Here is a 24,209-nt window from a genome sequence, read left to right as displayed (position 1 = left end):
TGAATGTAATCCTTAATATAACCCTGAATCAAATAAGTAAACGATGAGCAGTCCACTATGTTAAAGCATGAAATTATTCCCGTAACACCTTTTGAACAAAACTGTACCTTATTTTGGTGTAGTGAAACTAATCAAGCCGCAGTGGTTGACCCTGGTGGCGATATTGAAAAAATCAAAGCGGCTATTGCTCGTAATGGTGTAACGTTAGAAAAAATATTAATTACCCACGCCCATATTGATCATGCTGGCGCCACGAAAGCATTAGCTGATCATTTTAGTGTTGAAATTGAAGGGCCGCATAAAGGTGATCAATTTTGGATTGACGGTATTGAAGATCAAAAACAACGTTTCGGTGGTTACTTTTCTTATGCAACCAAATTTGTACCAACACGATTTTTAGAGCAAGGCGACACCGTAGGGTTTGGCAATATTGTTATGGAGGTTTATTTTTGCCCAGGGCATACACCGGGTCACGTTATATTTTTCCACCGTGATTCAAAAATAGCGCAAGTGGGTGATGTGTTATTTAGTGGCTCTATTGGTCGAACTGACTTTCCAAGAGGCGATCACGGCACATTAATTCGCTCTATTCGTGAAAATTTATTTCCGTTAGGCGATGATGTTAGATTTATTCCTGGGCATGGACCTATGAGTACCTTTGGGCAAGAGCGTCGTAGTAACCCGCATGTTAGTGATAGAGCACTTGGACTGAGCTAGTGATAAGGCTACTTATAAGGTTAAATATAAGTTAACCCTTTGATAACGCAGAGCTTGGAGAGTTTGACAGGTTTTGCGTATATTTTGCCTCTTCTTCTAATGCTTCTAAATCTTTAATAATAAGCTGATTGCGTTTTTTATCAATAATGTCAGCTTGTTTCCATAGCTGTAATTGCTTATTAATGACTTGTCGTACCGAGCCTGTCATTCTTGCTAAAGTTTCATCAGTTAAACCATTAATTAAATGGTGACGATGCTCTTCTTCAGCACGTCCTGTGTAAAACTTAATTTTATTAATGTGATCTAAAATAATTCTACCCAAGCGTGTGGTGACATCGTGCAAGGCAAGGTTACTCACTTGCTGCTCCTTCTCGCGCATCTTTTTGGCTAAATAAGGCATGAACTGTTTATTAAAAGCAGGATAAGTCCACAGCCATTGGCGCATTGTTTCTAACTTTACCGACAATAACTTTACTGTTGTCAGGGGCGAGATAGTAATATCATGCGGTTGATCATCAAGTAACACCATTAAATCAAAACAATCCCCCGCATAAAGCATATCTAACGTTGCTTCTTTCCCTGTATCAGCATTACTTTGCTTTATTTCTAGCTGCCCTGAAAGTATGACAAAGAAGCGCTTTGTTAAAATATCTGAATTAATATAATCGTCTTTGTGCCATTCATTTAACTGAAATTCTTGTTGAAAGTCTTCAATTAACTTTTCTGGCAAACCTGCAAAAATATTTGATTGTTTAACGAGTACGGGATTAGCACGTTGTGGTAAACCTAGAGTGTTGTTCATTATAAAAGAAGACCTAATAAATATGATTCAAATAACAATACGTTGCGTACATTTGTAGATTTATTTTAATTAAATGTAGCTAACTGTCATATAAGTGACAGAAGCAATTTTACCACTTACGTATTATAGCCTCACTAACCAAACATCATGTGCTAAAGCCAATAAGATTACTACACAAGGTTAACGCATTATATTAATCAAGTTAAGTAAGTCGGTTTCACAATATGTTTAAAGGTTGTTTATACGGTCAAACTGCATACAGGATAAATACCATACGCATAAGACCTTTTATTACATTTTAAATGAATAGGTGATTATTATGACAAACATTACATCAAAAGTTATTGGTATTGATTTAGGTACAACTAACTCATGTGTAGCGGTTATGGAAGGCGGCGTTGCTAAAATTATAGAAAACGCTGAAGGTAGCCGTACTACACCGTCAATTGTTGCATATAGCGATAATGAAACGTTGGCAGGTCAACCTGCAAAAAGACAAGCCGTAACCAACTCAAACAATACTTTATTCGCCATTAAGCGACTCATTGGGCGTAAATTTAGCGACCAAGAAGTACAAAAAGATATTAAATTAGCGCCATACAAAATTGTGAAGGCAGACAATGGTGATGCTTGGGTTGAAGTTAATGGCAAAGCTTTATCTCCACAAGAAGTATCAGCACAAATATTACGTAAACTGAAAAAAGATGCTGAAGCCTATTTAGGTGAAAAAGTAACAGAGGCGGTTATTACCGTACCGGCTTACTTTAATGATTCGCAACGTCAAGCCACTAAAGATGCGGGTAAAATTGCCGGCTTAAATGTCAAACGTATCATTAACGAGCCAACAGCTGCAGCACTTGCCTATGGTGTTGACAAAAAGGGTAAAGCAGAGCAAAACGTGGTGGTTTACGATTTAGGTGGCGGTACTTTTGATGTTTCTATTATTGAAATAGCGAATGTTGACGGTGAAAAGCAATTTGAAGTATTAGCTACCAACGGTGATACCTTTTTAGGTGGTGAAGATTTTGATTTACGCCTAATTAATTATCTTGCCGATGAATTTAAAAAAGACAGCGGTATTGATGTTCATAACGATCCATTAGCCTTACAGCGCATTAAAGAAGCCGCTGAAAAAGCTAAAATTGAATTGTCATCAACTCAACAAACTGAGGTGAACTTACCTTATGTAACTGCTGATGCTAGTGGGCCTAAACATTTAAACGTGAAAGTAACGCGAGCGAAATTAGAATCTTTAGTTGAAGATTTAATTAAAGCGACTATTGCTCCGTGTGAGCAAGCGTTAAAAGATGCGGGTTTATCAAAAGGTGACATTAACGAAGTTATTTTGGTTGGTGGTCAAACACGTATGCCAAAAGTACAAGAAGCAGTTAATGCATTCTTTGGTAAAGAAGCGCGTAAAGATGTAAACCCTGATGAAGCAGTTGCCTTAGGGGCATCAATTCAAGCAGGGGTATTATCGGGTACTGTAAATGACGTGTTATTACTTGATGTAACACCATTGTCATTGGGTATTGAAACTTTAGGTGGGGTAATGACGCAACTTATTGATAAAAATACCACAATACCAACACGTGCCTCGGAAGTGTTTTCAACCGCTGAAGATAATCAAGCGGCAGTAACGATACATGTGTTACAAGGTCAGCGTGAAATGGCAACAGACAACAAATCGTTAGGGCAATTTAATCTAACTGATATTAACCCTGGTCCACGCGGCTCGGTAAAAGTAGAAGTAACTTTTGATATTGATGCCGACGGTATTTTAAATGTGTCAGCGAAAGACCAAGCAACAGGTAAAGAGCAAAGCATTAAAATTACTTCATCAAGTGGTTTAAGCGAAGATGAAATTAACCGTATGCTTAAAGATGCAGAAAATCATGCCACGGAAGATAAAGCAAAACGTGAATTAGTGGAGCAGCGTAACCAAGCCGATCAGCTAATTCATACCGTGCAAACGTCAATGACTAGTTTGAGTGATGAACAGCAAACAGAGCTTAAAGCATTAATTGAGCAACTGAAAATGGCTGTTAATGGCAACGATAAGTCAGCGATTGAAATGCGAAAAGAGGCATTACAACAAGCTTACAGTAATATTACGCAAGCTGAGCAAGCAAAAGCAGAACAATCGCAAGCAAGTCAAAATCAGCAACAATCGGCACAAGGTAGCAAGCAAGATAGTGCTAACGACGATATTATTGATGCTGAATTTGAAGACGTAAGCAACGGTTAATGAGTACTATTAACTAACTAATTAACTTTTTTATTAACTAAGTTTAAAGCCCCTCTAATAGCAAATATTAGAGGGGCTTTTTTTGATGCGCTTACTCTTACTTTATTCTTATTTTATTTAGTCTTGTTTTAGTAGATTTAATGATTTTAGTTGTGGATTAAAAATGTTGATTTAACTCGTTAAATATAAGTTGGCCATTTTGCCTTCATCATATGAAATATGGTCAATTTAACGCCTTGTAACACTATTAAATTTAATGACACACCATCAACTAACTCAAATACTCTATACTATTCAAGCAATGATGATATTAAATTGATTTTAAAGATTTTTTATGATTAAAATCACCAAAATATTGTGGCTTACTAGGTTTATAAACTTAAATCGAAGCCTTATGGTGTTATTCTCTTATTGAGTGAATTAATAAGGCATTCTAAAAATCATATAAATTAATACATTACTTTTAATGTCTGACTGAACATGACAATGTAAAAGTATTAATTAAATAAATCCAAAGGAAAGATTATGAAAGTCGCCATTTTATCTCGAAATAAAAACCTCTATTCTACACGCCGCTTAAAAGAAGCGGGTGAAGCCATGGGGCATGAAGTTGATATTATTGATACCTTACATTGCTACATGGATATCACCAGTAATAACTCAACAGTACGTTACCATGGTAAAGAGCTTCCTAAATATGACGCTATTATTCCGCGCATTGGTGCGTCAGTAACTTTTTATGGTACTGCAGTAGCTAGACAATTTGAAATGATGGGCACTTTTAATATTAATGAGTCGGTTGCGATAAGTCGCTCGCGCGATAAGTTACGCTCATTACAATTATTGTCACGCAAAGGTATTGGCTTACCACGCACAGGTTTTGCTAGCCGACCTGATAACATTAAAGATTTAATTAAAAATGTAGGTGGTGCGCCAGTTGTAATTAAACTATTAGAAGGTACGCAAGGTATTGGTGTGGTGTTAGCGGATACTGCCAAAGCTGCAGAAGCGATCATCGAAGCTTTCATGGGCTTAAAAGCCAACATTTTAGTACAAGAATTTGTAAAAGAGGCGGGTGGTGCGGATATTCGCTGTTTAGTTATTGGCGGTAAAGTAGTTGCAGCAATGAAACGCCAAGGCGCCGAAGGTGAGTTTCGCTCTAACTTACACCGTGGCGGCTCTGCAGAAGTGGTTAGGTTAACTAAAGCAGAACGCGAAACTGCTGTAAATGCAGCGAAAGTGATGGGCTTAAATATGTGCGGTGTTGATTTACTTCGCTCACAAAATGGACCAATGGTAATGGAAGTTAACTCTTCGCCAGGCTTAGAAGGTATTGAAACAGCTACAGGCAAAAACGTAGCCGGTATGGTGTTTGAATTTTTAGAAAAAAATGCAAAACCGAATAGCACCAGAACCCGTGGTAAAGGTTGATTACAAAATTACCAACTCTTTAAATTCACTAAATAATATCGTTATTACACTGTAAAACGGTTTTATGGATATATTACGTTTTGACGAGTTTTCCATTCGAGCAGGTATGAAAGGTGTGTTAAATGTATTAAAGCATTAATGCATGACAAGGCGCTCGACGGTGACCAAATCATCAAAGGTCAAATATTACCTGAAAATAATGACAGTACTTAGTTTTCGATATAAATTAATCGATAGTAAATTAATAAGTAAAAAATAAATAATGAAATTATTGGCTAGCAGATAGCTATTAAAGCAGACAACTCCTAATGCACATTCGAGAAGATAGATAATGAGTCAAAAAAATAAAATAATTATTGGACGTTTAGAGTCAATTACATTGCCTGAACTCGCTATTACAGACTTACAAGTGCGTGTAGATACAGGAGCAAAAACGTCTTCCCTACATGTCGATAATATTAAAAAATCTATAGTTAATGGTATTCATAGCGTCACTTTTGATCTTCATCCTGATGTACATAATGTTGATGCTATTAAACAGTGTACCGCGCCAATAAGTGATATCAGAAAAGTAAAATCATCTAATGGTACCTCAGAAGAACGTTATGTTATTGAAACACCAGTAATATTAGGAGAAGAGGAATGGTCGATAGAAATTACTTTAACTGATCGTTCTGACATGAGTAACTTAATGCTGTTTGGTCGAGAGGCGCTTGGTAAAAGGTTTCTTGTTGATCCTGCTAAAGTATTTTTAGGTTCAAAGTAAGCTTATCAGTAAAATTACAGCTAAGGGATAGTTATGGATTTTGAACAAATAAAATCAATTTTATCAATTACCGCTTTTACGGTTTCTGAGCAAGCGATTACAATCGGTGAAGTGTTATTAATCCCTATTTTTATTTACATAGGCTTATTACTCACTAAGTGGTCAGTACGGTTGCTTACTCGTCGTCTAACTAATCACAATACCGATCCAAACATCATACATTTGATGCAACGTGTTTTTTATGTGATCGCCATTGTTGTCATGTTGATCACAACTCTTGATATGATTAATATCCCGATTACGGCCTTTGCTTTTTTATCAGGGGCAATCGCGATTGGTTTTGGGTTTGGTGCACAAAATATAATCAACAACTTTATCAGTGGTTGGATATTAATGTGGGAGCGCCCGATTAAAATAGGTGACTTTTTAGAGGTAGAAAATACCAAAGGTGTTGTTGAAGAAATTAACACTCGTTCAACCCGCATACGAAGAGTTGATGGTGTGCACCTGCTTATTCCTAATAGTAAGTTACTTGAAAATACCGTCGTTAACTGGACCTTACGCGATAACTTAGTGAGAGCCACTGTTTCGGTAGGGGTTGCCTATGGTAGCCCTGCTCGACAAGTTGCCGATCTTATTTTAGAAGCGACACTCGCCCAAAAAGAAGCGTTAAAAGAGCCAAAACCGATAGTCAGTTTTGAAGATTTTGGTGACAGCTCACTCGTGTTTGAAGTGAATTTTTGGATTCAATCTAATGTTGAAGGCGGCTTACGCGTTGCAAAAAGCAATGTACGCTTTGCCATTGATGATTTATTTGATAAAAACGATATTGTTATTTCGTTCCCTCAGCGTGACGTACATCTTGATGGTGCTATAACAGTCATTAACAGTAGCCCTGTAAAATAAAAAGTTATTAATTTATTTCCGATAAAACGTATATAACTAAAATTACGTATTAATATTAAAGCAATAGAGCCGTCATTCATTTAAAGACAGGGTGTTACTTTTGAATATTCCAGACCTACCTAATTATCATGCGCTAGCGGTTTTATTAATTACCGTCTTTGCCTTATATTTATTTCGCCGAGATGACGTGCCTTTAGAAACGTCATCGTTAGCCGTTATTACTGTTTTATGTGTATTTTTTTCGGTCTTTCCGTTTTATCAAGCGGACGAAAAACATTTTGAAGCAAGCTCTTTATTTTTTGGTTTTGGTCATGAAGCTTTAGTAACTGTATGTGCTTTGATGATTATAGGCTCAGGTATTGTTCGCACCGGCGCGCTTGAGCCCATTGGTCGATATTTAGCAAAGTTATGGAAAATTAGCCCAGCATTATCATTATTGTTAACCCTTATTTTAGCCGGAACATTAAGTGCTTTTATCAATAACACTCCTGTTGTTGTGCTTTTATTGCCTATTTTAATTAGTGTTTCAATACGCACAAAAAGTGACTCATCGCCAATGTTATTGCCTATGGGGTTAGCAACACTGGTTGGCGGCATGGTTACGACCATTGGTACTTCAACAAACTTATTAGTTGTGAGTATTGCTAAAAATATGGGCGTTGTAGAGTTTGGGCTTTTTGATTTTGCTAAACCTGCACTTATTGCCTCTGTGGTTGCGGTTATTTACTTATGGTTAATTGCGCCAAAACTACTACCGCGCCGAGTGCCAACCATGCCAGACATTTCGCCACGGTTATTTAGTGCGTATTTAAATATCAATGAAGAAAGTCTTATTAACGAGAAAACTATTGCCGATGTAATCGCGTTGACTGACGGCCAAATTAAAATTGAAAGTGTACAGCGTGGTCCAGACAGCCGTAATATTATTCCCTTACCTGATACCGTATTAACTGTTGGCGATAGATTAAAAGTACATGATTACCCAGATCGTTTAAAAGAATACGAAACAGTACTCAAAGCTACTTTGTTTTCAGGGATCAATAAAGTTGATGATGAGCACCCGTTAAAAGCAGAGAAACAAACCCTTGCTGAAGTTGTTATTATTTCAGGCTCTGGCTTAGTAGGTAAAACCTTACAACAAGCGCACTTTATTCAAAAATATGCAGTGTCAGTTGTTGCTCTACATAGAGCCGGTAAAGCGATGGAAATAGGGCGTAGTAGTATTGGTAATACACGATTAAGAATTGGTGATGTGTTATTGGTACAAGGTGAAACAGAGCAAATTAAGGTGTTAAAATCAAGACAAGGCTTTTTAACTATTGATGGCGCGGAATCGCTTCCTCAAACCAGTAAAGCACCTATTGCTTTAGGGACTTTGTTTGCTGTTGTTGTTATTTCGGCGTTAGGTATTTTGCCTATTGAAATTAGCTCTATTTTGGGAGTGTTAATTTTATTACTGACTAAATGTTTAAATTGGGAAGAAGCTTCTTCAGCATTAAGTACCCAAGTCATTTTAATTGTAGCGGCATCGCTGGCGTTAGGCTCAGCTATGATGGTAACAGGGGGGGCGGAATATATAGCACAAGTTTTTGTAGGTGTTTCCTTTGGCTTGCCACCAGGCGGTATTTTAGCTTCATTAATGTTGTTATTAGCGATATTAACCAATATTGTTTCAAACAATGCGGCCGCGGTTATTGGAACGCCTATTGCTATTTCGGTGGCTAGTCAATTAAACCTACCAGCAGAGCCCTTTATATTAGCGGTTTTATTTGGTGCTAACTTAAGTTACGCCACACCTATGGCTTATAAAACTAATTTATTGGTAATGAATGCTGGTGGTTACCAATTTTCTGACTTTATGCGAGTTGGTATTCCATTAATTTTATTAATGTGGGTAACTTTATCCTTCCTGTTAAACTGGCTGTATCTTTAAGTTTAAGTTTAGGTTTAAGTATTATTTTTACGTGAGCAGCCACCTTTTAAAGTAATAATATTGAAAACAACTATTTCCAAGCGTTGAAAATAAGGAATATGAATAAAAGTGATGAGTGAACAAATAATGAGTGAAAACACAGTCGATCAATTACCTCTGTTAATAAATGATATTTTAGCGAGTAAAAGTGGTACTGAGCTCAATAGTCTTCTTGAAAACTTAGATACCACTTTATTCAATGATCAATACCCATTATTAATTGAGGCGGTACCTCTTGATAAAAGACTTGCTGTTTGGTCGCATTTTACTATCGACATTCAGCGCATTACTTTCATTCAAGTAAAAAACGAAACACGTTTATGGTTGGTTGATGTTTTATCGGATGAACAATGTTTTGAGCTACTGGCGGAAATTGATCTTGAAGAGTTATTAGAAATAGCTGAAGCATTACCTGATCGCTTTTTAACGTATGCCATTAAACAGTTAGATGAATCGCAAAAAGCACTTTATCAACAAGCACAACAATATGATGAAAGTGAATTAGGTCATAATCTCGATTATGACTATGTACGTATTTCTGAAAAGCTTAAAGTAACCAGCGCTAAACGCTTAATTAAAAAAGGCTTAAACATTTATACCGATGAATTTTATACGGTAAACAAACAAGGCATATTAACCGGGGTTGTTAATATTAATACGCTGCTTAATGCTGATGACTCAGCCATATTAAGTGATTTAATTGAACCTAACTTCTTAAAGTTAAATGCGACTACTGAGGTAGAAGAAGCGTCAGAAGCGTTAATTTTATCTGAAAAAATGTCGTTACCTGTGTGTGATGAATCAGGCCTGTTTATGGGGCGTTTTACTGTTGCCTCTGCTTATTATTTTAAAGAAGCTGAAGCTGCTAAAAAGTTAAATCAATCGGGTGGTTTAAATAACGACGAAGACTTATTTGCAACGGTATCGCAAAGTGCTAAAAACCGAGGTATTTGGTTAGGTATTAATTTACTTACTGCTTTTTTAGCATCAGGCGTTATTGGCTTATTTGAAGTGACATTACAACAAGTCGTATTACTGGCAGTATTAATGCCAGTGGTTGCTTCTATGGGCGGTATTTCAGGTAGTCAAACCTTAACACTTATTGTTAGAGGGTTAGCGTTAGGACAAATTACCGAAGCTAACTTAAAAGCGTTACTGATTAAAGAGTTAAAAGTGGGTTTAACCAACGGTATTATTTGGTCTGTTATTATTGGCAGTATTACTTATCTTTGGTTTAACGATCTTGGTATCAGCTTGGTATTAGGTGTTGCCATTCTCGGTAATTTAATTGCAGCAGCAGCGTCAGGTGTGTTGATACCGTCTATATTAAACCGATTAAACATAGATCCCGCTTTATCAGGCTCGGTATTATTGACAACGGTTACTGATGTAGTCGGCTTCTTGGTGTTTTTAGGTTTGGGAAGTATGTTCTTATTATAGGGCTGAGCAGGGGAGAAAAATTAAATGAATTCACCGCTTCTCAGGCACTTAATACCCATGCTCCGCGTGGCAATGAGTCAGTAATCATCTAAAACTAGATGATTACTATTGGGCTTGTTGATAATGAACAATAATATTATTGAGCCTGCTCTTTCTCTTGTTCTTTTATTGCTTTACGCTCAAACCACAAGTTTAAAAAATCTTTCGTTAACTCTTGCTCAATCTTCATTGCACTTTCGGTCGGACAAAAAATAGTGAAAAATACCTGAGTATCGCCTATATCTGATGTGGCTACTTGAATATGCGGTTTAGGCCCTGAAATCTTAACATCTAATCTATTTTCAATAAGATGATTATAACGCACCGCAACATCTCTAAAACCATCACAATATGAGTTTGCTTTTTCATATAAAATATCTAAAAAATCAAAAGGGTTGACACTTTCATCTCGTACAATAGTGAAGTGATGCATCGCATAACGTTTAAGAAAGTTAAGGTTTTTAATGACCGAGGTGATTAAACTGCTATTCGGCACATAGAGTGTTTTACCCGTATATTGATAGTCATCTTGGTTCACTTCAAGCAAGGTTAATTTTGCCCAATCGGTTGAATGCACTTCACCAACATGAGGACCTACTTGGATCCAATCTCCTACGCGAAACGGTCTACTCGAGATAATATAAATAAAGCCAATAAAACATTGAATAAACTCGCGGGTAGCTAACACAATTGCCACGATAAAAGCCGCAATAGAGAAAGCAAACTTTTGAATTTCTTCCGACCACAAGTTAAAAACCATAATAATAAGTAAAATGGTAAAAAGGTTGTTTACGGTGTTAATTGGTGCTCGTTTATCTTTTTTTGATTTACGTTTTATTATTTTTAAAATGACATGTTTAACTAAAAAAAATGTGGCAATCACTAAAAAAGTTACAATGAACTTATTTTTTATTAAAAAATCAGAAAAACCTGTGATATCGAACATTGTAGTTAACCACTCCATTATAAAAATATACCTCGTTATTTATAGCTAATATTAAATTTGTGTTTTAATGCACTACTTTACCACAGGTAGCATACCTTTGAGCAGTAATCCGAAAATATCTGCGCCAGTAATAATACGTCTAGTTTCGCCCCAAATTAATAAAACGTCATGCTCAATAACCCCATCAAAATTTTTATCTGTAGAAGTGTTTACCTTCATCTGTAATATGGCTTCATTAAGCGGAGTGGTTTCATCGGTGATAACAACAGGGCGATGACAATAATTATAAGGATCAAATCCTTCTTTTTGATATAACGCTGCACGTGAAAAGCCATCAGCATCTAGTACAAGTAAAGGGTAACCTGCTTCATTAGTTAAAATAACCCAGCTATGATTGGTTTGATTTACTAAACAAAGAAAAGGATCTTCAGCTGTTTGTTGTATGCTAGGAATTATAGGTAAGTCTAATTTGGTGGGTAGCGCAATAACAGATTTAGGATCTAATATTTCCCCTTCTTGCGTTACATGGATTTCATCTAAGGCAAAAAAATTTAATGCACCGATACCTTCTACTTGGTTAAGATCTGCTTCTTCAGCGGTAATGTGCTGACGAATAATATTTCTTAACTCACTTTCCTCAAGATAAGTAATACCTTCTTTTCCTAACCAACCGTCTAAAATGAGTGCTGTCGGTTTTGCAACCGGATAAAACAGAAATTGATAAAAGCGAATAACAGGTGCTAATAAGCTACCCATTTTTAATGCGTGTCTTGAAAAATAAGCTTGTGGAGTTATTTCGCCAATAATAGTAATAGCGATAGTTGAAAATAAAAATGCGCTTACGCCAGTTAAAACAGAATCTGACAGCATAGTTAATAAAACATTAATACCAACATTGCCCCATAAAATAGTTGAGAGTAAAAAATTAGAGTCATCTCTTAACTTCAATACTTTTTGTGCGGCTTTATTACCTTTCTTGGTTTCTACTTCTAAATGCAGACGACTGATAGAAAAAAAGGCAAGGTTTAATCCTGAGAAAATAGCTGAATGGGTGATGCAAATAACAATACCTAACCAGATGATAATTTCAGTAGACATGTTGTGATCCTAATTAGCAGTATGTAATGTATTTAAAACTGGATTATCAAGGTTAACTGTTGAGATAACAACTCATTATAAAGCTTTATTTTTAAGATTTATTTGCAAGTTAAGCCTAATATTATTGTAGGTAATCAATTTTAGTTAGTTTATTATCGCCGTGTATTATTTTCGATACTGATTTCTAAGGATTTACCATGATCAAATGTATGTTGATTTCTCCTTCTGCACCGACAAAAACAGGTGGGGAAGAATTAATTGCTCAATGGCAGCAGGATGAAACCACTACCTTGTGGCTTGATCTAGATAAAGTTGAGCGAGCACGGGAAAAAGAAATATTAACAGAATTTGGTTGTCATGCTTTAGCTATCAGTGATGCACAACGAGATAGACATCCGCCTAAAGTTGAATTATTTGATGATTATATTTTTCTACTTTACCGTGGTTTTGTTGCTAAAGAGCAAAACTTAACCTTTGAGCATGTACAAATAGGACTGTTTATTGGCAAACGCATTTTAATTACTTGTCATGCAGAAAGCTCTGTCGCTATAAATAGCTTATTTAATAATACTGGCGAGAAGCACTTAGCACGTAGCCCAATTCATTTAGCGTTAAAAATATTCCATAGTAGTTGTGGTAATTATTTACAACAGTTATTTGATTTTGAAGCGCACCTTGAAGCTATTGAGGATAAATTTCAAGTAAGTGGTAACGATCACATGATGCGAGAAATTACCGCTCATCGTTCCCGATTAGTAAAAATAAGACGTACCTTTAGCTATCATGTCACTATTGGCGATACGTTAAACTCTTACATGGAAGATGACGAAACCGATCTAATTACTGAAAAAGAGATTCACACCGTCAATGATTTACGTGAACGACTTGATCGCTTATTAAGCTTATCGCAAATGTATTACGATATTTGTGGCGATTTAATTAATGGTTATATGTCGATAACCTCGCATCAATTAAACTCAACAATGCGAATATTAACGGTGATCACCGCGCTATTTGTACCGTTAACGTTTCTGGCGGGTATTTACGGAATGAACTTTGAGTATATCCCCGAACTTAAATTTGAAAACGGCTATTTTATTTTACTTGGGGTAATGGCGGTTATTTCTGTTGTTTTGATTGCTGTTTTTAAAAGAAAGCGTTGGTTGTAATTGCTCAGTTAATCAATGGCAGCTGTGAACTTATTATTGACATAACCCATAGGTAATTTTAATTAAAGAGCATAGCTATATTGCTAATAATATTTTTTTTAAATTATATTGCCGTATTACTGATAAATCTTAGCAATATGGCAACAGTAAGAAAATAACAGGCTAACTAATTGATAATTAAAACTTCTATATCTTATCTACTTTTATATGTTAAAGAGACTTCTCAGTAATAGCCAAAAAATTTGTATTATATGTTTTTATACTTTCTAAATTATTGAATATATGGGGTATTAAATATAAATTAATTATATTTATGAGACTGACATTACAGAGAGGTCTTGATAATAAGCTGTTATGTTTCAAGGAGCCCGAATGATTAGCTTTCATAAACGTGATTGTTTTGAACGTGCAAAAGAATTAGTTGAAAGAAAAGAAACAGTAGCTTTGAGGTACGCTTGCTTAGAATTGAGGCAATGCATCGAATCTATTTGTTATTCAAAATTGAAGACATACAAGAAGGTAGTGCCTGAATCTGAATTTCAAGAATGGTTGCCGAAGAGGGTCTATGAGTTTCTATTAGAAATGGAGCCAACTGCGGATCAGAGTTACTCTGTAAAAATTTACAGCGAAGATAGAAATGGTGATCGAGATAAGCTTATTCTCCAGGATAATCATGAAACTCTTACCTTAAAAGAAATTAAGAAAATCTATAATAAGCTTGGATATTATTTACATACTCCAACAATCTCAAAGCAGAATTCATATTTGAGTGCTTCTCAAAAATTACAAACTACGTTAGAAAAGTTCATTAAACGTATAGAACCGATTGTAAATACGACATTCGATATGAGACTAGGTAAAACTGTCAGTTTTGAATGTGAAGATTGTAAGCATAAGATTTATCACAATGCAGATACATTAAAAGTCGGTAAAGCAATTCGTTGTTTAAAAGAAAATTGTGGAATGATGTATGTTTGTGAGGAAGAAATTGATGGAAAGTATAAATTTAAACCGAATCAATTTGTGATCGATTGTGAGTGCGGTGAGTCCATATTTATAAATTATTATAAGTTAAAAGTTCCATCCCACATTTCATGTGACAAGTGTAAAACTAAATACAATATTGATAAACATTGGGCCTATAACAAAGAAACATAACAAGACAATTCAACAAGGACTAAAAACAGCTGGCTATCTCACTCCGTTCGTATTTTAGCCCACAATTTTTAGCCTGTTAATATGGGCGTTATATAACTTTATTATGTTGCAGACTTTGGAGCCAACAACATGAATCAAAAAGTTTTTGGTTTTAAATTATCTAGCTTTCTAATCACCCTATATATTATTGTGGCTTTACTATCTTTCCATCGCGGATATAAAGCTTGGGCAGATGATGGTAAGTTATTTTCAAATAGTTTTAATAAATATACTGCCGTAATGAATTTAGTATCAGATTTTTTAAGTCCAATATTTGGTATATACGCAAGTTCAATTGTTTGCTTTATAGTTGGCATCATTATGTTTGGTATCGCTTTAGCCGTTTACAATAGAAGAACGGCTATATAACAAAGCAATTAAACGAAAATGATCATTCCTTCGATAAAACGAACACTAAAAATGTCCGTTTTATGAGAACACGCTCTAACGCTTAATAAGTAATAAATCACAAGGTGGCTCAGACAAAAAGTGAGTCGTTGTACTACCTACCCAAAAGGTATTTAACTTATTTCTATTGACTAAGCCTATGCATAATACGTCGATATGCTGCTTATTAATAAAAGTGCTTATAACGTCTTCGGGTAAACCATCAAGTAAAATATATTGTTCTGCTTTGATAGCAAGTTTTTTTGCAAAATCCGTTAAAGCACTTTGATGCATTTTTTGCACCTTGTGTTGGTATTCATATAATACCGATGAAATGTAGCAGGCGTGTACTACTTGCCATTTTACCGTCAGGGTTTGAGCCCAATATTTTAGGTGTTCAACAATATGTTCATCTATTTTTGCGTGTTTATCATGTTCATGTAATGGGTCTACCGCACCAATAATTTTGATTGGTTTAGTCCACACTTTTTTACTTAGTAATAATACCGGCGCGTCTATTTCTGTCAGCCTTTGAAAAATAGCATGGCGAAGCTTCAGTGGTGCATCTTCAATAATTACTAGGTTATTGGTTGATTTTTCTATTTCAGCGTTGATGATATTTACATGATCAGAAGATTCCGTCGTTATAATATCTGCTTTAATTGCACTCATCTGCAACGCACTAAGTAAGTTTTGCTTTTTCTTCTCAATGCTGTTTAAACCTTCAAGAGAAGTTAATGACTTATCAACCATTGAATGCCAATACCAGCGGTCAGTTGCCCGTACTTTTACATCAATGATTATTTTAAGGTGTTTGTTATGAGAATTAGCTAGCTGGACTATTTTATCTAAGGTGATATTTTTATAGAAATAACGTCCATCTATAAACCAGATTAACTGCTCGCTTATCATTTTATTTCCTTTAGCTTTAATAGCCATTATTTGCTAAAAACTCAAAAACATTACCTTGAATCAACAGTTATGAATTTATAGTAACTATTCAAATATAGATAGCTTTTTATCATTAAACAGTAGTATCGGCCAAAGTGCATTTACTGTTATGCTATGGGTAATTAATAACTTTAAGGTTTATTGGTAATTACCCTCAATGCAAAGATGTGTTTTTTGGTTGTTTTTATTTTTATTCATTTCTCCTTTTGCATCATCGGACACCTTTTCTGTTACCCTATCTGATGCGCTACCTCGCGCAGTAAAACAAAATATTCACGCTTATTTAGGTACATTACCTAGTAATGAAAATGAGCGAACAGCTTTTGTTTTTTCTGCGACTAAAAACACCAAAGATGCGCTTAAAGCTTTAGGTTATTATCGCGCCAAAGTAAGTACATCGGTTAGCGAGCAAGCTGTTGGTGAGCAAAATAACACTCACGGGGAGCTGGTTATTGATGTTGTGTTAAATGAGCCGACATCAATTAAAAAGTTAGATGTTGTTATTAAGGGCGAAGCAAATAATGACAGTGCATTTACTGACTTAGTGCGAACTATTGCCATCAAAGAAGGAGATAAATTAAATCATGGTGAATACGAGAAAATAAAATCAGATCTGGTGTCATTGGCATTAGAGCGAGGCTATTTTGATAATAAATTTACTCAATCTGTTATCGCTATACCTAAAAACTTACAAACAGCAGATATTATTATCGAGTTTAACAGTGGTCCTCGTTACCGCTTTGGTGATGTTGCTTTTAATTTTGAAGACATTAACGCCGATGTATTAACAGCATTAACACCTTTTAGAGCCGATGATTTTTATCAACAGCACTTACTTCAAAATTTACAACATGAACTTGACCTTACTGAATATTTTAATAGCGTTATTGTTCGTCCTGATCTTGATAAGTCAAAAAATGCTGCTATCCCAATTGATGTGTCATTAACTAAAGCGAAAAGTCATCAAATCGATTTAGGTTTAGGTTATGCTACCGACACCAAAGAAAACATTTCTATCGGTTGGAAAACGCCATTAGTTAACCGTTTGGGTCACCGACAAGAAACGAAACTATCTTATTCTACCATAAATCCAACAGGTTACTTTATTTACAGCATCCCATTATCACATGCAAATAACGACGTATTACAACTGAAAGCGTTAGTGGAAGAAGATGATTTTGCCGATTTAACCAGTAAGTTTATGATATTTCAAGTTGGTCGAGTGTACCTAAAAGATCAAATGTTACGTCAACCTTATATAAGGCACCTTACTGAGAAATGGACTGTTGATGGAATAACTAGTGATGTGCGCTATGTGATCCCAGGCATGACTTGGACTGATAAATCGTGGCAAGGATCTGCATTAAACCCGACCGATGGATTTCAAGAATATTATAACGCAGAGGGGAGTTTTGAAGCTCTCGACTCTCAGACCTCTTTTTTACGCTTAAACGCGCAGTGGAAATATATTAGATCATTTGCAGATAAGCATCGCTTTGTGAGCAGAGCAGAGCTTGGCTACATTGTAGCAAAAGATGAAGTTGGCGAAGGGCTTTCGCCATCACTACGTTTTTATGCCGGCGGTGATCAAAGTATTCGCGGTTTTGCCTATCAGTCAATAGGCCCTGAAGTAACGCTGAGTGAGCCAGGGGAGTCAAGCGAAACAATCGTAACTGGTGGTACAAACTTAATTGTGGGTAGCTTAGAGTATCAATATTACTTTACCGAAAATTGGCGTGGCGCGTGGTTTACCGATGCGGGCAGCGTTAACAATATTAATGAACTTAACTTGGTTTATTCAGTTGGCACAGGTATTCATTATATTTCACCCGTTGGCGCTATTCGTTTGGAATTAGGTTACCCCATCAGTGAAGAAGATCCTTCGTTGCGAATTCACTTTACTATTGGTACAGAGTTATGAGTTATCAAAGTATAAAAATTACATTAATGACCTTTATTACCGGTCTACTTTGTTTTTTGGCTATTTTGTTATCAACGCCGTGGGGCGCTCAATTAACTGTTTTTGTTGTTAATAAAGTTACACCAATACATATTGAATATAAAAGTGGGGCGCTTTTACGGGCACTGACGTTAACGCAAGTTAGCATTGAAAACGAACAAGTACGTACACAACTTAACGATTTACATTTACAGCTGCATTTACGTTGTCTATGGAAAAAGCAATTATGTGTTGATGAATTAAGTGTTAGCGCTTTAAGTGTCAAAGTACTTGATAGTGAAGCAAAGACAACAGCAACGGTAGTTAACGATATTGTTATTCCGCCTTTACCAAGCTTACCATTTTCGCTACAAATTAAGCATTTGGCATTAGCTCAGGTGCATATTGATACGCCCACAATAGCGATAAACTTAACAGACTTCTCAACAGCGTTATCAATGAATGATACGGCTATAAAAATAGCTCAAGCAAAGTTGGCAACAGCTGGTTTTATTATTTCTGAACAAAAAGAGTCAAGTGTTAGCAATACCAGCGCAGTAACAGCGAATAATACTAACGATACAATTTGGCCTTTAGCGGCATTACCGAAAATAACGATACCTTTTACCTTGTCAATACAACCTTTTACAATTAAGCGCTTAACCGTTGATACACAGGTGAAAAATGCTGCGGATAAAACGCAATTGTCATTAATCAATACCGTAGCAAGAATCTCTTGGGTGCAAACAAAACTGACAATTAACCAACTTTCATCAACGTTAGTTACGGTAAATGATGAGGCCATAACGGATGCGATTTCTTTAAGCGGCAAGCTTAATTCCCTGGCACCTTATCAAGTTGATTTAGCTATCAAGAATTCATTTAAAAGTAGTGACGCTTTTCCGTACTTTAATGAAACCGAGCAAAAGCTGTTTTTACAGGGTGATTTATCGCAACTAGCCATTAATGCGAGTAGTGATGGTGCAATCAGCTTTACATCGCAAAATAGCATTAATTTAACAGACGCTAACCTCCCTTTTGCGATTAACCTTAGTGTTAGCCAGTTTATTTTACCAAATGATATTTATCAGCAAATACCTCTATCTATTTCACCAAGTACTTTTTCATTGCGAAGTGAAGGTGATTTGAATCAGCAGGTGCTTAATTTTAAAAGTGAATTTAGTGCTTTAGGTTATCAAAATGTGGCACTTAATTTAGCCGCAGAACATCAAAATAATACAATTAAAATAGATACCTTTACGCTGCAAGATTTGCATGATGAAAATGATTTAAGTATGACTGGTGAGCTTAAATTAGCTGAAAAAATAGCATGGGATATTCGTGTAAAATCTTCAGGGATCACTATACCTGAAATTAACCAAGATATTTCTGGGCGAGTACAAGGCAGCATTAATAGTAAAGGTTTTTGGCAAGATGATGAGTGGGCATTACAAGTTAAAAACTCCGTTGTAAAAGGTGAAATTAATCAACGTAAACTAACCGCTAAAGCCAATATTGATATGAATCAACAGGGGGAAGTAGCACCAAGTGATGTACTGATTGAGTATGGAAATACCGCATTAACACTTAACGGTTATAGTGATACACAATGGCATATTAACGGTAACGTAAGTGTTGAAAATACTAATTTATGGGTAGAAAATATCAGTAGCCAGCTGAGTAGTAAAATAGCCATCACAGGCCCTATTCAACAACCTGTTTTTAGTTTACAGGGGCAGTTTACTGATTTGATGATGGCGACGTTATCAAGTGATAATATTAGTTTTGATGTGCAATATAGTCCACTGGATAATCACCAACACCAAGTGAACGTAACTAGCGCAGCAGTATCGCTAACCGAGCATAATGTAAATACTGTTAATTTATCGAGTCATGGCGACTTAACCAAACAAGCATTAAATATAGCTTGGTTAGGAGATTCATCCATTGATTTATTGGTGAATAGTCAATATCTAGCAGACAAATCGCAATGGAGTATTAACACGGCCAATACCGCCTTTGTTTTTGAGGAATTTGACTTTACATCGAACAAGCCTTTAGCGCTTGTTTATAACGAGGTCGATAAATCGTTACTGGTTAATAAACATTGTTGGCAAATAAATACCTCAAAATTATGTTTAGATGATAAAGCTACGTTAAGTGAAAAGCAGGGAGATTTATCGTTAACAACTCAAATAGATGCACCTTTACTTAATCTATTTATGCCCAAAGATACAGCAATTAATAGCGCAGTTGATGGACAAATTAATATGACTTGGCAACAAGGTTCTTTACCCATAGTTGCCGCTAACTTGGCGATAAGCGCAGGCGATTTTAAAGCTAATAGTCTTGGCACACTATATTCATTATTAACATGGCAGGAAGGTTATTTGACGTTCAATTTAAATAATAAAGAGTTAAATCAGAACAACTTAAACCAGAACCAGAACCAGTCAAACCAGAACAAGTTAAACCAAGAAAAATTAAGTCATCAAAAGTTAACTGCTCAGATTGGATTAACTCGCCTTGACGGCGTTGAGGCAATTAAAGCAAGTACGGTAATAAAACTGCCTAAAACGGATTACGACCTAGCTAAAGGCGTTGTTGCAAGTCAAATAACAATACAAGACTTTAATTTATCAGCTTTACAGGCTTTTGTTCCTGATCTTGCCGTTGTTGAAGGAGTATTAAACAGTAAGGTGTCAGTAAAAGGTGATTTATCATCACCAATCATCGACGGAAATATCGCGGTAACTCAAGGGAAGACCAATATTTCAGGAGATATAAATAACATTGAAGATATTAATCTAGCGCTTGATTTTTCAGGGCAAAAGGCGGTAATTACAGGCGGTCTTAATGTTAATAAGAAACCAGCAACAATTACCGGAAGGGCTAATTGGCAGGATATATTTCAAGCAGACGTAAATCTTGATGGCGAATCAATCATGTTGTCAGTTCCACCTGATCTTACGGTAACGTTTTCTCCACATTTAAACGCCAAACTTACCGAAAAAGCGCTTAATTTTAGCGGTAATGTTGAAGTGCTTGAAGGTAAGCTCTCTGTTGATAAGTTACCGCAAGGCAGTGTGAGTTTAAGTAAAGATGTCATTATAGTGAATGATGAAGGAGAAATTGCACAAACAGATACTAGGTTTGATATATCAACCAATATTAGAGTTATTATTAAAGACGTTTTTAAGGTTGAAGGACAAGGTTTTATTGGCCGATTAGGCGGCGAATTACAAGTGAGTCAACATGCACATCAACCAATACAACTGTTCGGTGGTTTAGTGATCCCAGAAGGGCGTTATCGTGCTTATGGACAAGATTTATCTATGACTAAAGGGAATATTTCTTTTAATGGCCCTGTTAATAACCCTTATGTATCAATGCAAGCGACACGCAGTATTGAACAAGAAGATGTTAGTGTTGGAGTTGATGTTTCTGGTTTAGCGAATAACTTAACTGTAAAACTGTTTTCTAAACCGAGTATGCAACAGTCTGAAATACTCTCTTATTTAGTTCGTGGCAGAGGCTTAGATGTAGAATCGAGTGGTGGTGGAGCTGCTTTAGGTATGGCTTTGGGTACAGCGGTTACTAATTATTCTGGTATATTAACCGAACTAGAAAAATTACCCTTGGTAAATAGAATTGAGATTGAAGGTGATGATCAGCAAGCTTCAATTGCCGGTTATTTAGGTGATAAAATTTATATAAAATATGGTGTAGGCGTTGTTGAGCCTATTAATGAGCTAACGGTAAGATTTTACATACTCAGTAGACTTTGGCTTGAAACAGTTGCTAGCTTAGAGAGCTCAGCCAGTATTTATTACTCATTCGATATAAAATAATGAAATAAAACTTATGGTATTATTTTAGGTAATGCTTACGTTAATAACACCTAGCTCTTCTAGCCATTGGTAAGCATCTTCAATGTTATCACAAAACTTTGTTTCAACATTTGTTAATACTTTATGGCTTTTTTCTAATAAGGCTATTTGCAGTGCAGATTTAGAGATGACTACTTCATATTTTTGGTTGTTTATATTACCCCAAGCATTAAGTTCATCAATATAAGCTGCAGCATCAGGAGTAAAAAACTCCCATTCAGTAAGGTCTAGCAAACAGGCCCAAGGTTTTCCTTTAAACTCACCTACTAGCTGTTTATATTCTAGGCCGCACATTACAGCAGTTTCATAGTTCCAAGCACCTATTGGTTTTACAACTAAGGTATTGTCTTGGTTAAATATAATAAATGAGCCGTGTGTTTGCATATGTTCTCAATAATTACTTATCTTTTGGCTTTTCAACTATTTGATTTGCCATAATTAAATCTTTTAACTCTTTAATTTCATTTTGAAGTTCAGTTAAAGAAGGCTCTTTTCCTTGCTTCATTGCGGCGTGTTCTTCTTCCATTACGTTAACGACAATACCAATCACCATATTTAAAAAGGCAAAAGCAGTAAAGAAAATAAACGTGAGATAAAAAATCCAAGACCAAGGGTATACTGCCATTGTTTCATATTGAATATCAGTCCAATCTTCAAAGGTCATAATTCTAAATAACGTTAGCATTGAAATTGCGATATCACCCCACAAGAAAGGGTTTATATCTTTAAATACATAACTACCAAAGGCGGCATAAATATAAAAGATAATAAACATTAGTAATACCACGTAACCTAATTGAGGCAAAGCTTTTATTAAAGAATTTATCAATACTCTAAGTTCAGGCACTACAGATACCATACGCAATACTCTAAATATTCGCACTAATCTGGCCAGTAATGCCATTTCACTGTCATTGATAGGTATTAAACTGATCGCGACTACGAGAGAGTCAAAAATATTCCAACCTTTTTTAAAAAAGTTTTTTTTATCTGGATCGGCAATAAAACGAACGGTGATCTCAAATAAAAAGAACACGGTAATAAAAATATCAAGTACGCCTGTAAGCGAAATTGCTGTATCGGGTAGCTCAAACGTTTTGGCGCCAATCTCTAGGGCGGAAATAATAATTACAGCAACCACAAAAAATTCAAATATTTTGTTTTCTTTGAGTTTAATCAACTTGCTTTGTATGGTTTCGTACATGTCTTATTAGCTTTTAATAGTCTGGCAATGCCTATATATAGGCATTATACGTGATAACAATATAAAGTCGTTTTTTGTTTTATCAATGGTATTTTTTATTATTCTTTAGCTTGTTTATATTGGGTGATAATTCGGTCTAGATGATTAGCAAAGTTTTGTCGATCCGTTTGACTTAATGCTGAAGGGCCACCTGTTTGTACTCCGCTAGAGCGCATAGTGTCCATAAAATCACGAATGTTAAGCCGAGACTTTATATTCTCTTTGGTATATAACTCACCGCGAGGACTTAATGCTCGTCCTTTTTTCGTAATAACCTCATCGGCAAGTGCTATATCGCTGGTAATAACTAAATCATTTTCTGCTACGCGTTTAACAATTTCATCATCAGCAATATCAAAACCACTGCTTACTTGCATGAATTTAATAAAAGATGATGGTGGAATACGTACATGGTGGTTAGCAACTAAGGTGGTAGTTATTTTTGCTCTATCGGCGGCTTTAAATAATATTTCTTTAATAACCACTGGACAGGCATCGGCATCAACCCAAATTTTCATGTGTTTCCTTAACTTACTAAATTTCTGATATGGTATATACCTGTTAACATTAACTATAATACCGCAATTTAAGTGCTGATAGCATGACAATCTTTATTATAAATCATTAAAGTTTAATAAGATAAATGGGTTTAAAGGTGACAAAAGAGCGTAAACAAAATACAGAAAACAATTATCAGCGGATCTGGCAAACAGTGCAGCAGATCCCGCAAGGCAAAGTAAGTAGTTATGGTAAGGTTGCTGACTTAGCTGGCTTGCCTGGTAAAGCGCGTTTAGTAGGAAAGTCTTTAGGTAAAATACCTAAATCAGGTTGGCGTGGAAAACCCGTACCATGGTTTAGAGTGATTAACTCACAAGGTAAAATATCATTTCCTCTCGGTGGTGAACAGTTCGAAAGACAAAAGCAACATTTACAAGCAGAAAACGTTGTTGTGATAGGTAATAAGATAAAGTTAAAAGACTTTGAATGGCAACCCGACTTGTCGGAAATATTATTTTCTCTAGAGTTTTAGGTTACTTTGTTAGTTAAAGACTAATACCAAGTTGATTA

20 protein-coding genes are annotated in these 24,209 nt (G+C 35.7%); 13 read left to right on the top strand and 7 right to left on the bottom strand.

All coding sequences use genetic code 11. The annotated features are described in order from the left end of the window. Positions 1 to 57 precede the first annotated feature (57 nt). Positions 58 to 717, top strand: coding sequence for an MBL fold metallo-hydrolase (locus KO502_RS14740; RefSeq protein WP_216023330.1), 660 nt, complete (start codon positions 58 to 60; stop codon positions 715 to 717). A gap of 31 nt (positions 718 to 748) precedes the next feature. Here KO502_RS14740 and KO502_RS14735 read toward each other — a convergent pair whose 3' ends face one another. Further along, positions 749 to 1,519, bottom strand: coding sequence for a Crp/Fnr family transcriptional regulator (locus KO502_RS14735; protein ID WP_216023329.1), 771 nt, complete (start codon positions 1,517 to 1,519; stop codon positions 749 to 751). Positions 1,520 to 1,838: 319 nt separating this feature from the next. On the opposite strand from KO502_RS14735, the gene dnaK reads away from it, so the two are divergent. The 6 genes from dnaK (at position 1,839) to KO502_RS14705 (ending at position 10,282) form a co-directional block, all read left to right on the top strand. Further along, positions 1,839 to 3,767, top strand: coding sequence for a molecular chaperone DnaK (dnaK, locus tag KO502_RS14730; protein WP_216023328.1), 1,929 nt, complete (start codon positions 1,839 to 1,841; stop codon positions 3,765 to 3,767). Between the two features lie 525 nt (positions 3,768 to 4,292). Next, positions 4,293 to 5,198, top strand: coding sequence for a 30S ribosomal protein S6--L-glutamate ligase (gene rimK / locus KO502_RS14725; RefSeq protein ID WP_216023327.1), 906 nt, complete (start codon positions 4,293 to 4,295; stop codon positions 5,196 to 5,198). Between the two features lie 331 nt (positions 5,199 to 5,529). Continuing rightward, positions 5,530 to 5,964 (top strand): RimK/LysX family protein, encoded by a 435-nt coding sequence (locus KO502_RS14720; RefSeq protein ID WP_216023326.1) that lies wholly within the window; start codon positions 5,530 to 5,532, stop codon positions 5,962 to 5,964. Positions 5,965 to 5,997: 33 nt separating this feature from the next. Further along, entirely contained in the window at positions 5,998 to 6,870 is an 873-nt protein-coding gene (locus tag KO502_RS14715; RefSeq protein WP_216023325.1) for a mechanosensitive ion channel domain-containing protein, read from the top strand. Between the two features lie 100 nt (positions 6,871 to 6,970). Continuing rightward, positions 6,971 to 8,803, top strand: a complete 1,833-nt coding sequence (locus tag KO502_RS14710) for an SLC13 family permease (protein ID WP_216023324.1) — start codon at positions 6,971 to 6,973, stop codon at positions 8,801 to 8,803. A gap of 111 nt (positions 8,804 to 8,914) precedes the next feature. Further along, the gene (locus tag KO502_RS14705) at positions 8,915 to 10,282 is read left to right on the top strand and encodes a magnesium transporter (RefSeq protein WP_252730787.1); all 1,368 of its coding nucleotides are present in this window, start codon (positions 8,915 to 8,917) and stop codon (positions 10,280 to 10,282) included. A gap of 136 nt (positions 10,283 to 10,418) precedes the next feature. Here the strand turns inward: KO502_RS14705 and KO502_RS14700 are convergent, their stop codons facing one another. Both KO502_RS14700 and KO502_RS14695 read right to left on the bottom strand, forming a co-directional pair. Beyond that, positions 10,419 to 11,267 (bottom strand): mechanosensitive ion channel family protein, encoded by an 849-nt coding sequence (locus KO502_RS14700; RefSeq protein WP_216023323.1) that lies wholly within the window; start codon positions 11,265 to 11,267, stop codon positions 10,419 to 10,421. 72 nt (positions 11,268 to 11,339) lie between these two features. Next, the gene (locus KO502_RS14695; protein ID WP_216023322.1) at positions 11,340 to 12,365 is read right to left on the bottom strand and encodes a CNNM domain-containing protein; all 1,026 of its coding nucleotides are present in this window, start codon (positions 12,363 to 12,365) and stop codon (positions 11,340 to 11,342) included. A 197-nt stretch (positions 12,366 to 12,562) separates the two neighbouring features. Here KO502_RS14695 and KO502_RS14690 point away from each other — a divergent pair, with 197 nt between their 5' ends. From KO502_RS14690 to KO502_RS14680, 3 genes are all read left to right on the top strand, one after another. Beyond that, the gene (locus tag KO502_RS14690) at positions 12,563 to 13,534 is read left to right on the top strand and encodes a magnesium transporter CorA family protein (protein ID WP_216023321.1); all 972 of its coding nucleotides are present in this window, start codon (positions 12,563 to 12,565) and stop codon (positions 13,532 to 13,534) included. Positions 13,535 to 13,906: 372 nt separating this feature from the next. After that, positions 13,907 to 14,692 carry a hypothetical protein gene (locus KO502_RS14685; protein WP_216023320.1) on the top strand — a complete coding sequence of 262 codons (786 nt, stop codon included), beginning with the start codon at positions 13,907 to 13,909 and terminating at the stop codon, positions 14,690 to 14,692. A 129-nt stretch (positions 14,693 to 14,821) separates the two neighbouring features. Next, entirely contained in the window at positions 14,822 to 15,100 is a 279-nt protein-coding gene (locus KO502_RS14680) for a hypothetical protein (RefSeq protein ID WP_216023319.1), read from the top strand. 75 nt (positions 15,101 to 15,175) lie between these two features. On the opposite strand, the gene KO502_RS14675 is transcribed toward KO502_RS14680, so the two are convergent. Further along, complete coding sequence (locus tag KO502_RS14675) at positions 15,176 to 16,030, bottom strand: universal stress protein (RefSeq protein WP_216023318.1); 855 nt, start codon at positions 16,028 to 16,030, stop codon at positions 15,176 to 15,178. A 196-nt stretch (positions 16,031 to 16,226) separates the two neighbouring features. On the opposite strand from KO502_RS14675, the gene KO502_RS14670 reads away from it, so the two are divergent. Together KO502_RS14670 and KO502_RS14665 are read left to right on the top strand one after the other, a co-directional pair. Continuing rightward, positions 16,227 to 17,990, top strand: a complete 1,764-nt coding sequence (locus KO502_RS14670; RefSeq protein WP_216023317.1) for an autotransporter assembly complex family protein — start codon at positions 16,227 to 16,229, stop codon at positions 17,988 to 17,990. After that, a complete protein-coding gene (locus KO502_RS14665) occupies positions 17,987 to 21,859 on the top strand; it encodes a translocation/assembly module TamB domain-containing protein (protein ID WP_216023316.1) in 3,873 nt (1,290 codons plus the stop codon). Before KO502_RS14670 ends, KO502_RS14665 begins: the two co-directional genes overlap by 4 nt. A 24-nt stretch (positions 21,860 to 21,883) precedes the next feature. On the opposite strand, the gene KO502_RS14660 is transcribed toward KO502_RS14665, so the two are convergent. From KO502_RS14660 to KO502_RS14650, 3 genes are all read right to left on the bottom strand, one after another. Then, entirely contained in the window at positions 21,884 to 22,282 is a 399-nt protein-coding gene (locus KO502_RS14660) for a hypothetical protein (RefSeq protein ID WP_216023315.1), read from the bottom strand. A gap of 13 nt (positions 22,283 to 22,295) precedes the next feature. Continuing rightward, a complete protein-coding gene (locus KO502_RS14655; RefSeq protein ID WP_216023314.1) occupies positions 22,296 to 23,102 on the bottom strand; it encodes an ion transporter in 807 nt (268 codons plus the stop codon). 98 nt (positions 23,103 to 23,200) lie between these two features. Then, positions 23,201 to 23,659: a YaiI/YqxD family protein gene (locus KO502_RS14650; RefSeq protein ID WP_216023313.1), complete on the bottom strand. Its 459-nt coding sequence runs from the start codon at positions 23,657 to 23,659 to the stop codon at positions 23,201 to 23,203. 137 nt (positions 23,660 to 23,796) lie between these two features. On the opposite strand from KO502_RS14650, the gene KO502_RS14645 reads away from it, so the two are divergent. Continuing rightward, positions 23,797 to 24,171 carry an MGMT family protein gene (locus tag KO502_RS14645; RefSeq protein ID WP_354668338.1) on the top strand — a complete coding sequence of 125 codons (375 nt, stop codon included), beginning with the start codon at positions 23,797 to 23,799 and terminating at the stop codon, positions 24,169 to 24,171. The last annotated feature ends 38 nt before the right edge of the window (positions 24,172 to 24,209 follow it).

The sequence above is a fragment of the Colwellia sp. E2M01 genome (assembly GCF_018860585.1).
GTDB lineage: Bacteria > Pseudomonadota > Gammaproteobacteria > Enterobacterales > Alteromonadaceae > Colwellia.
The sequence above is the reverse complement of the archived record's forward strand: the minus strand, read 5'-3'. Positions and strand labels throughout refer to the sequence as shown.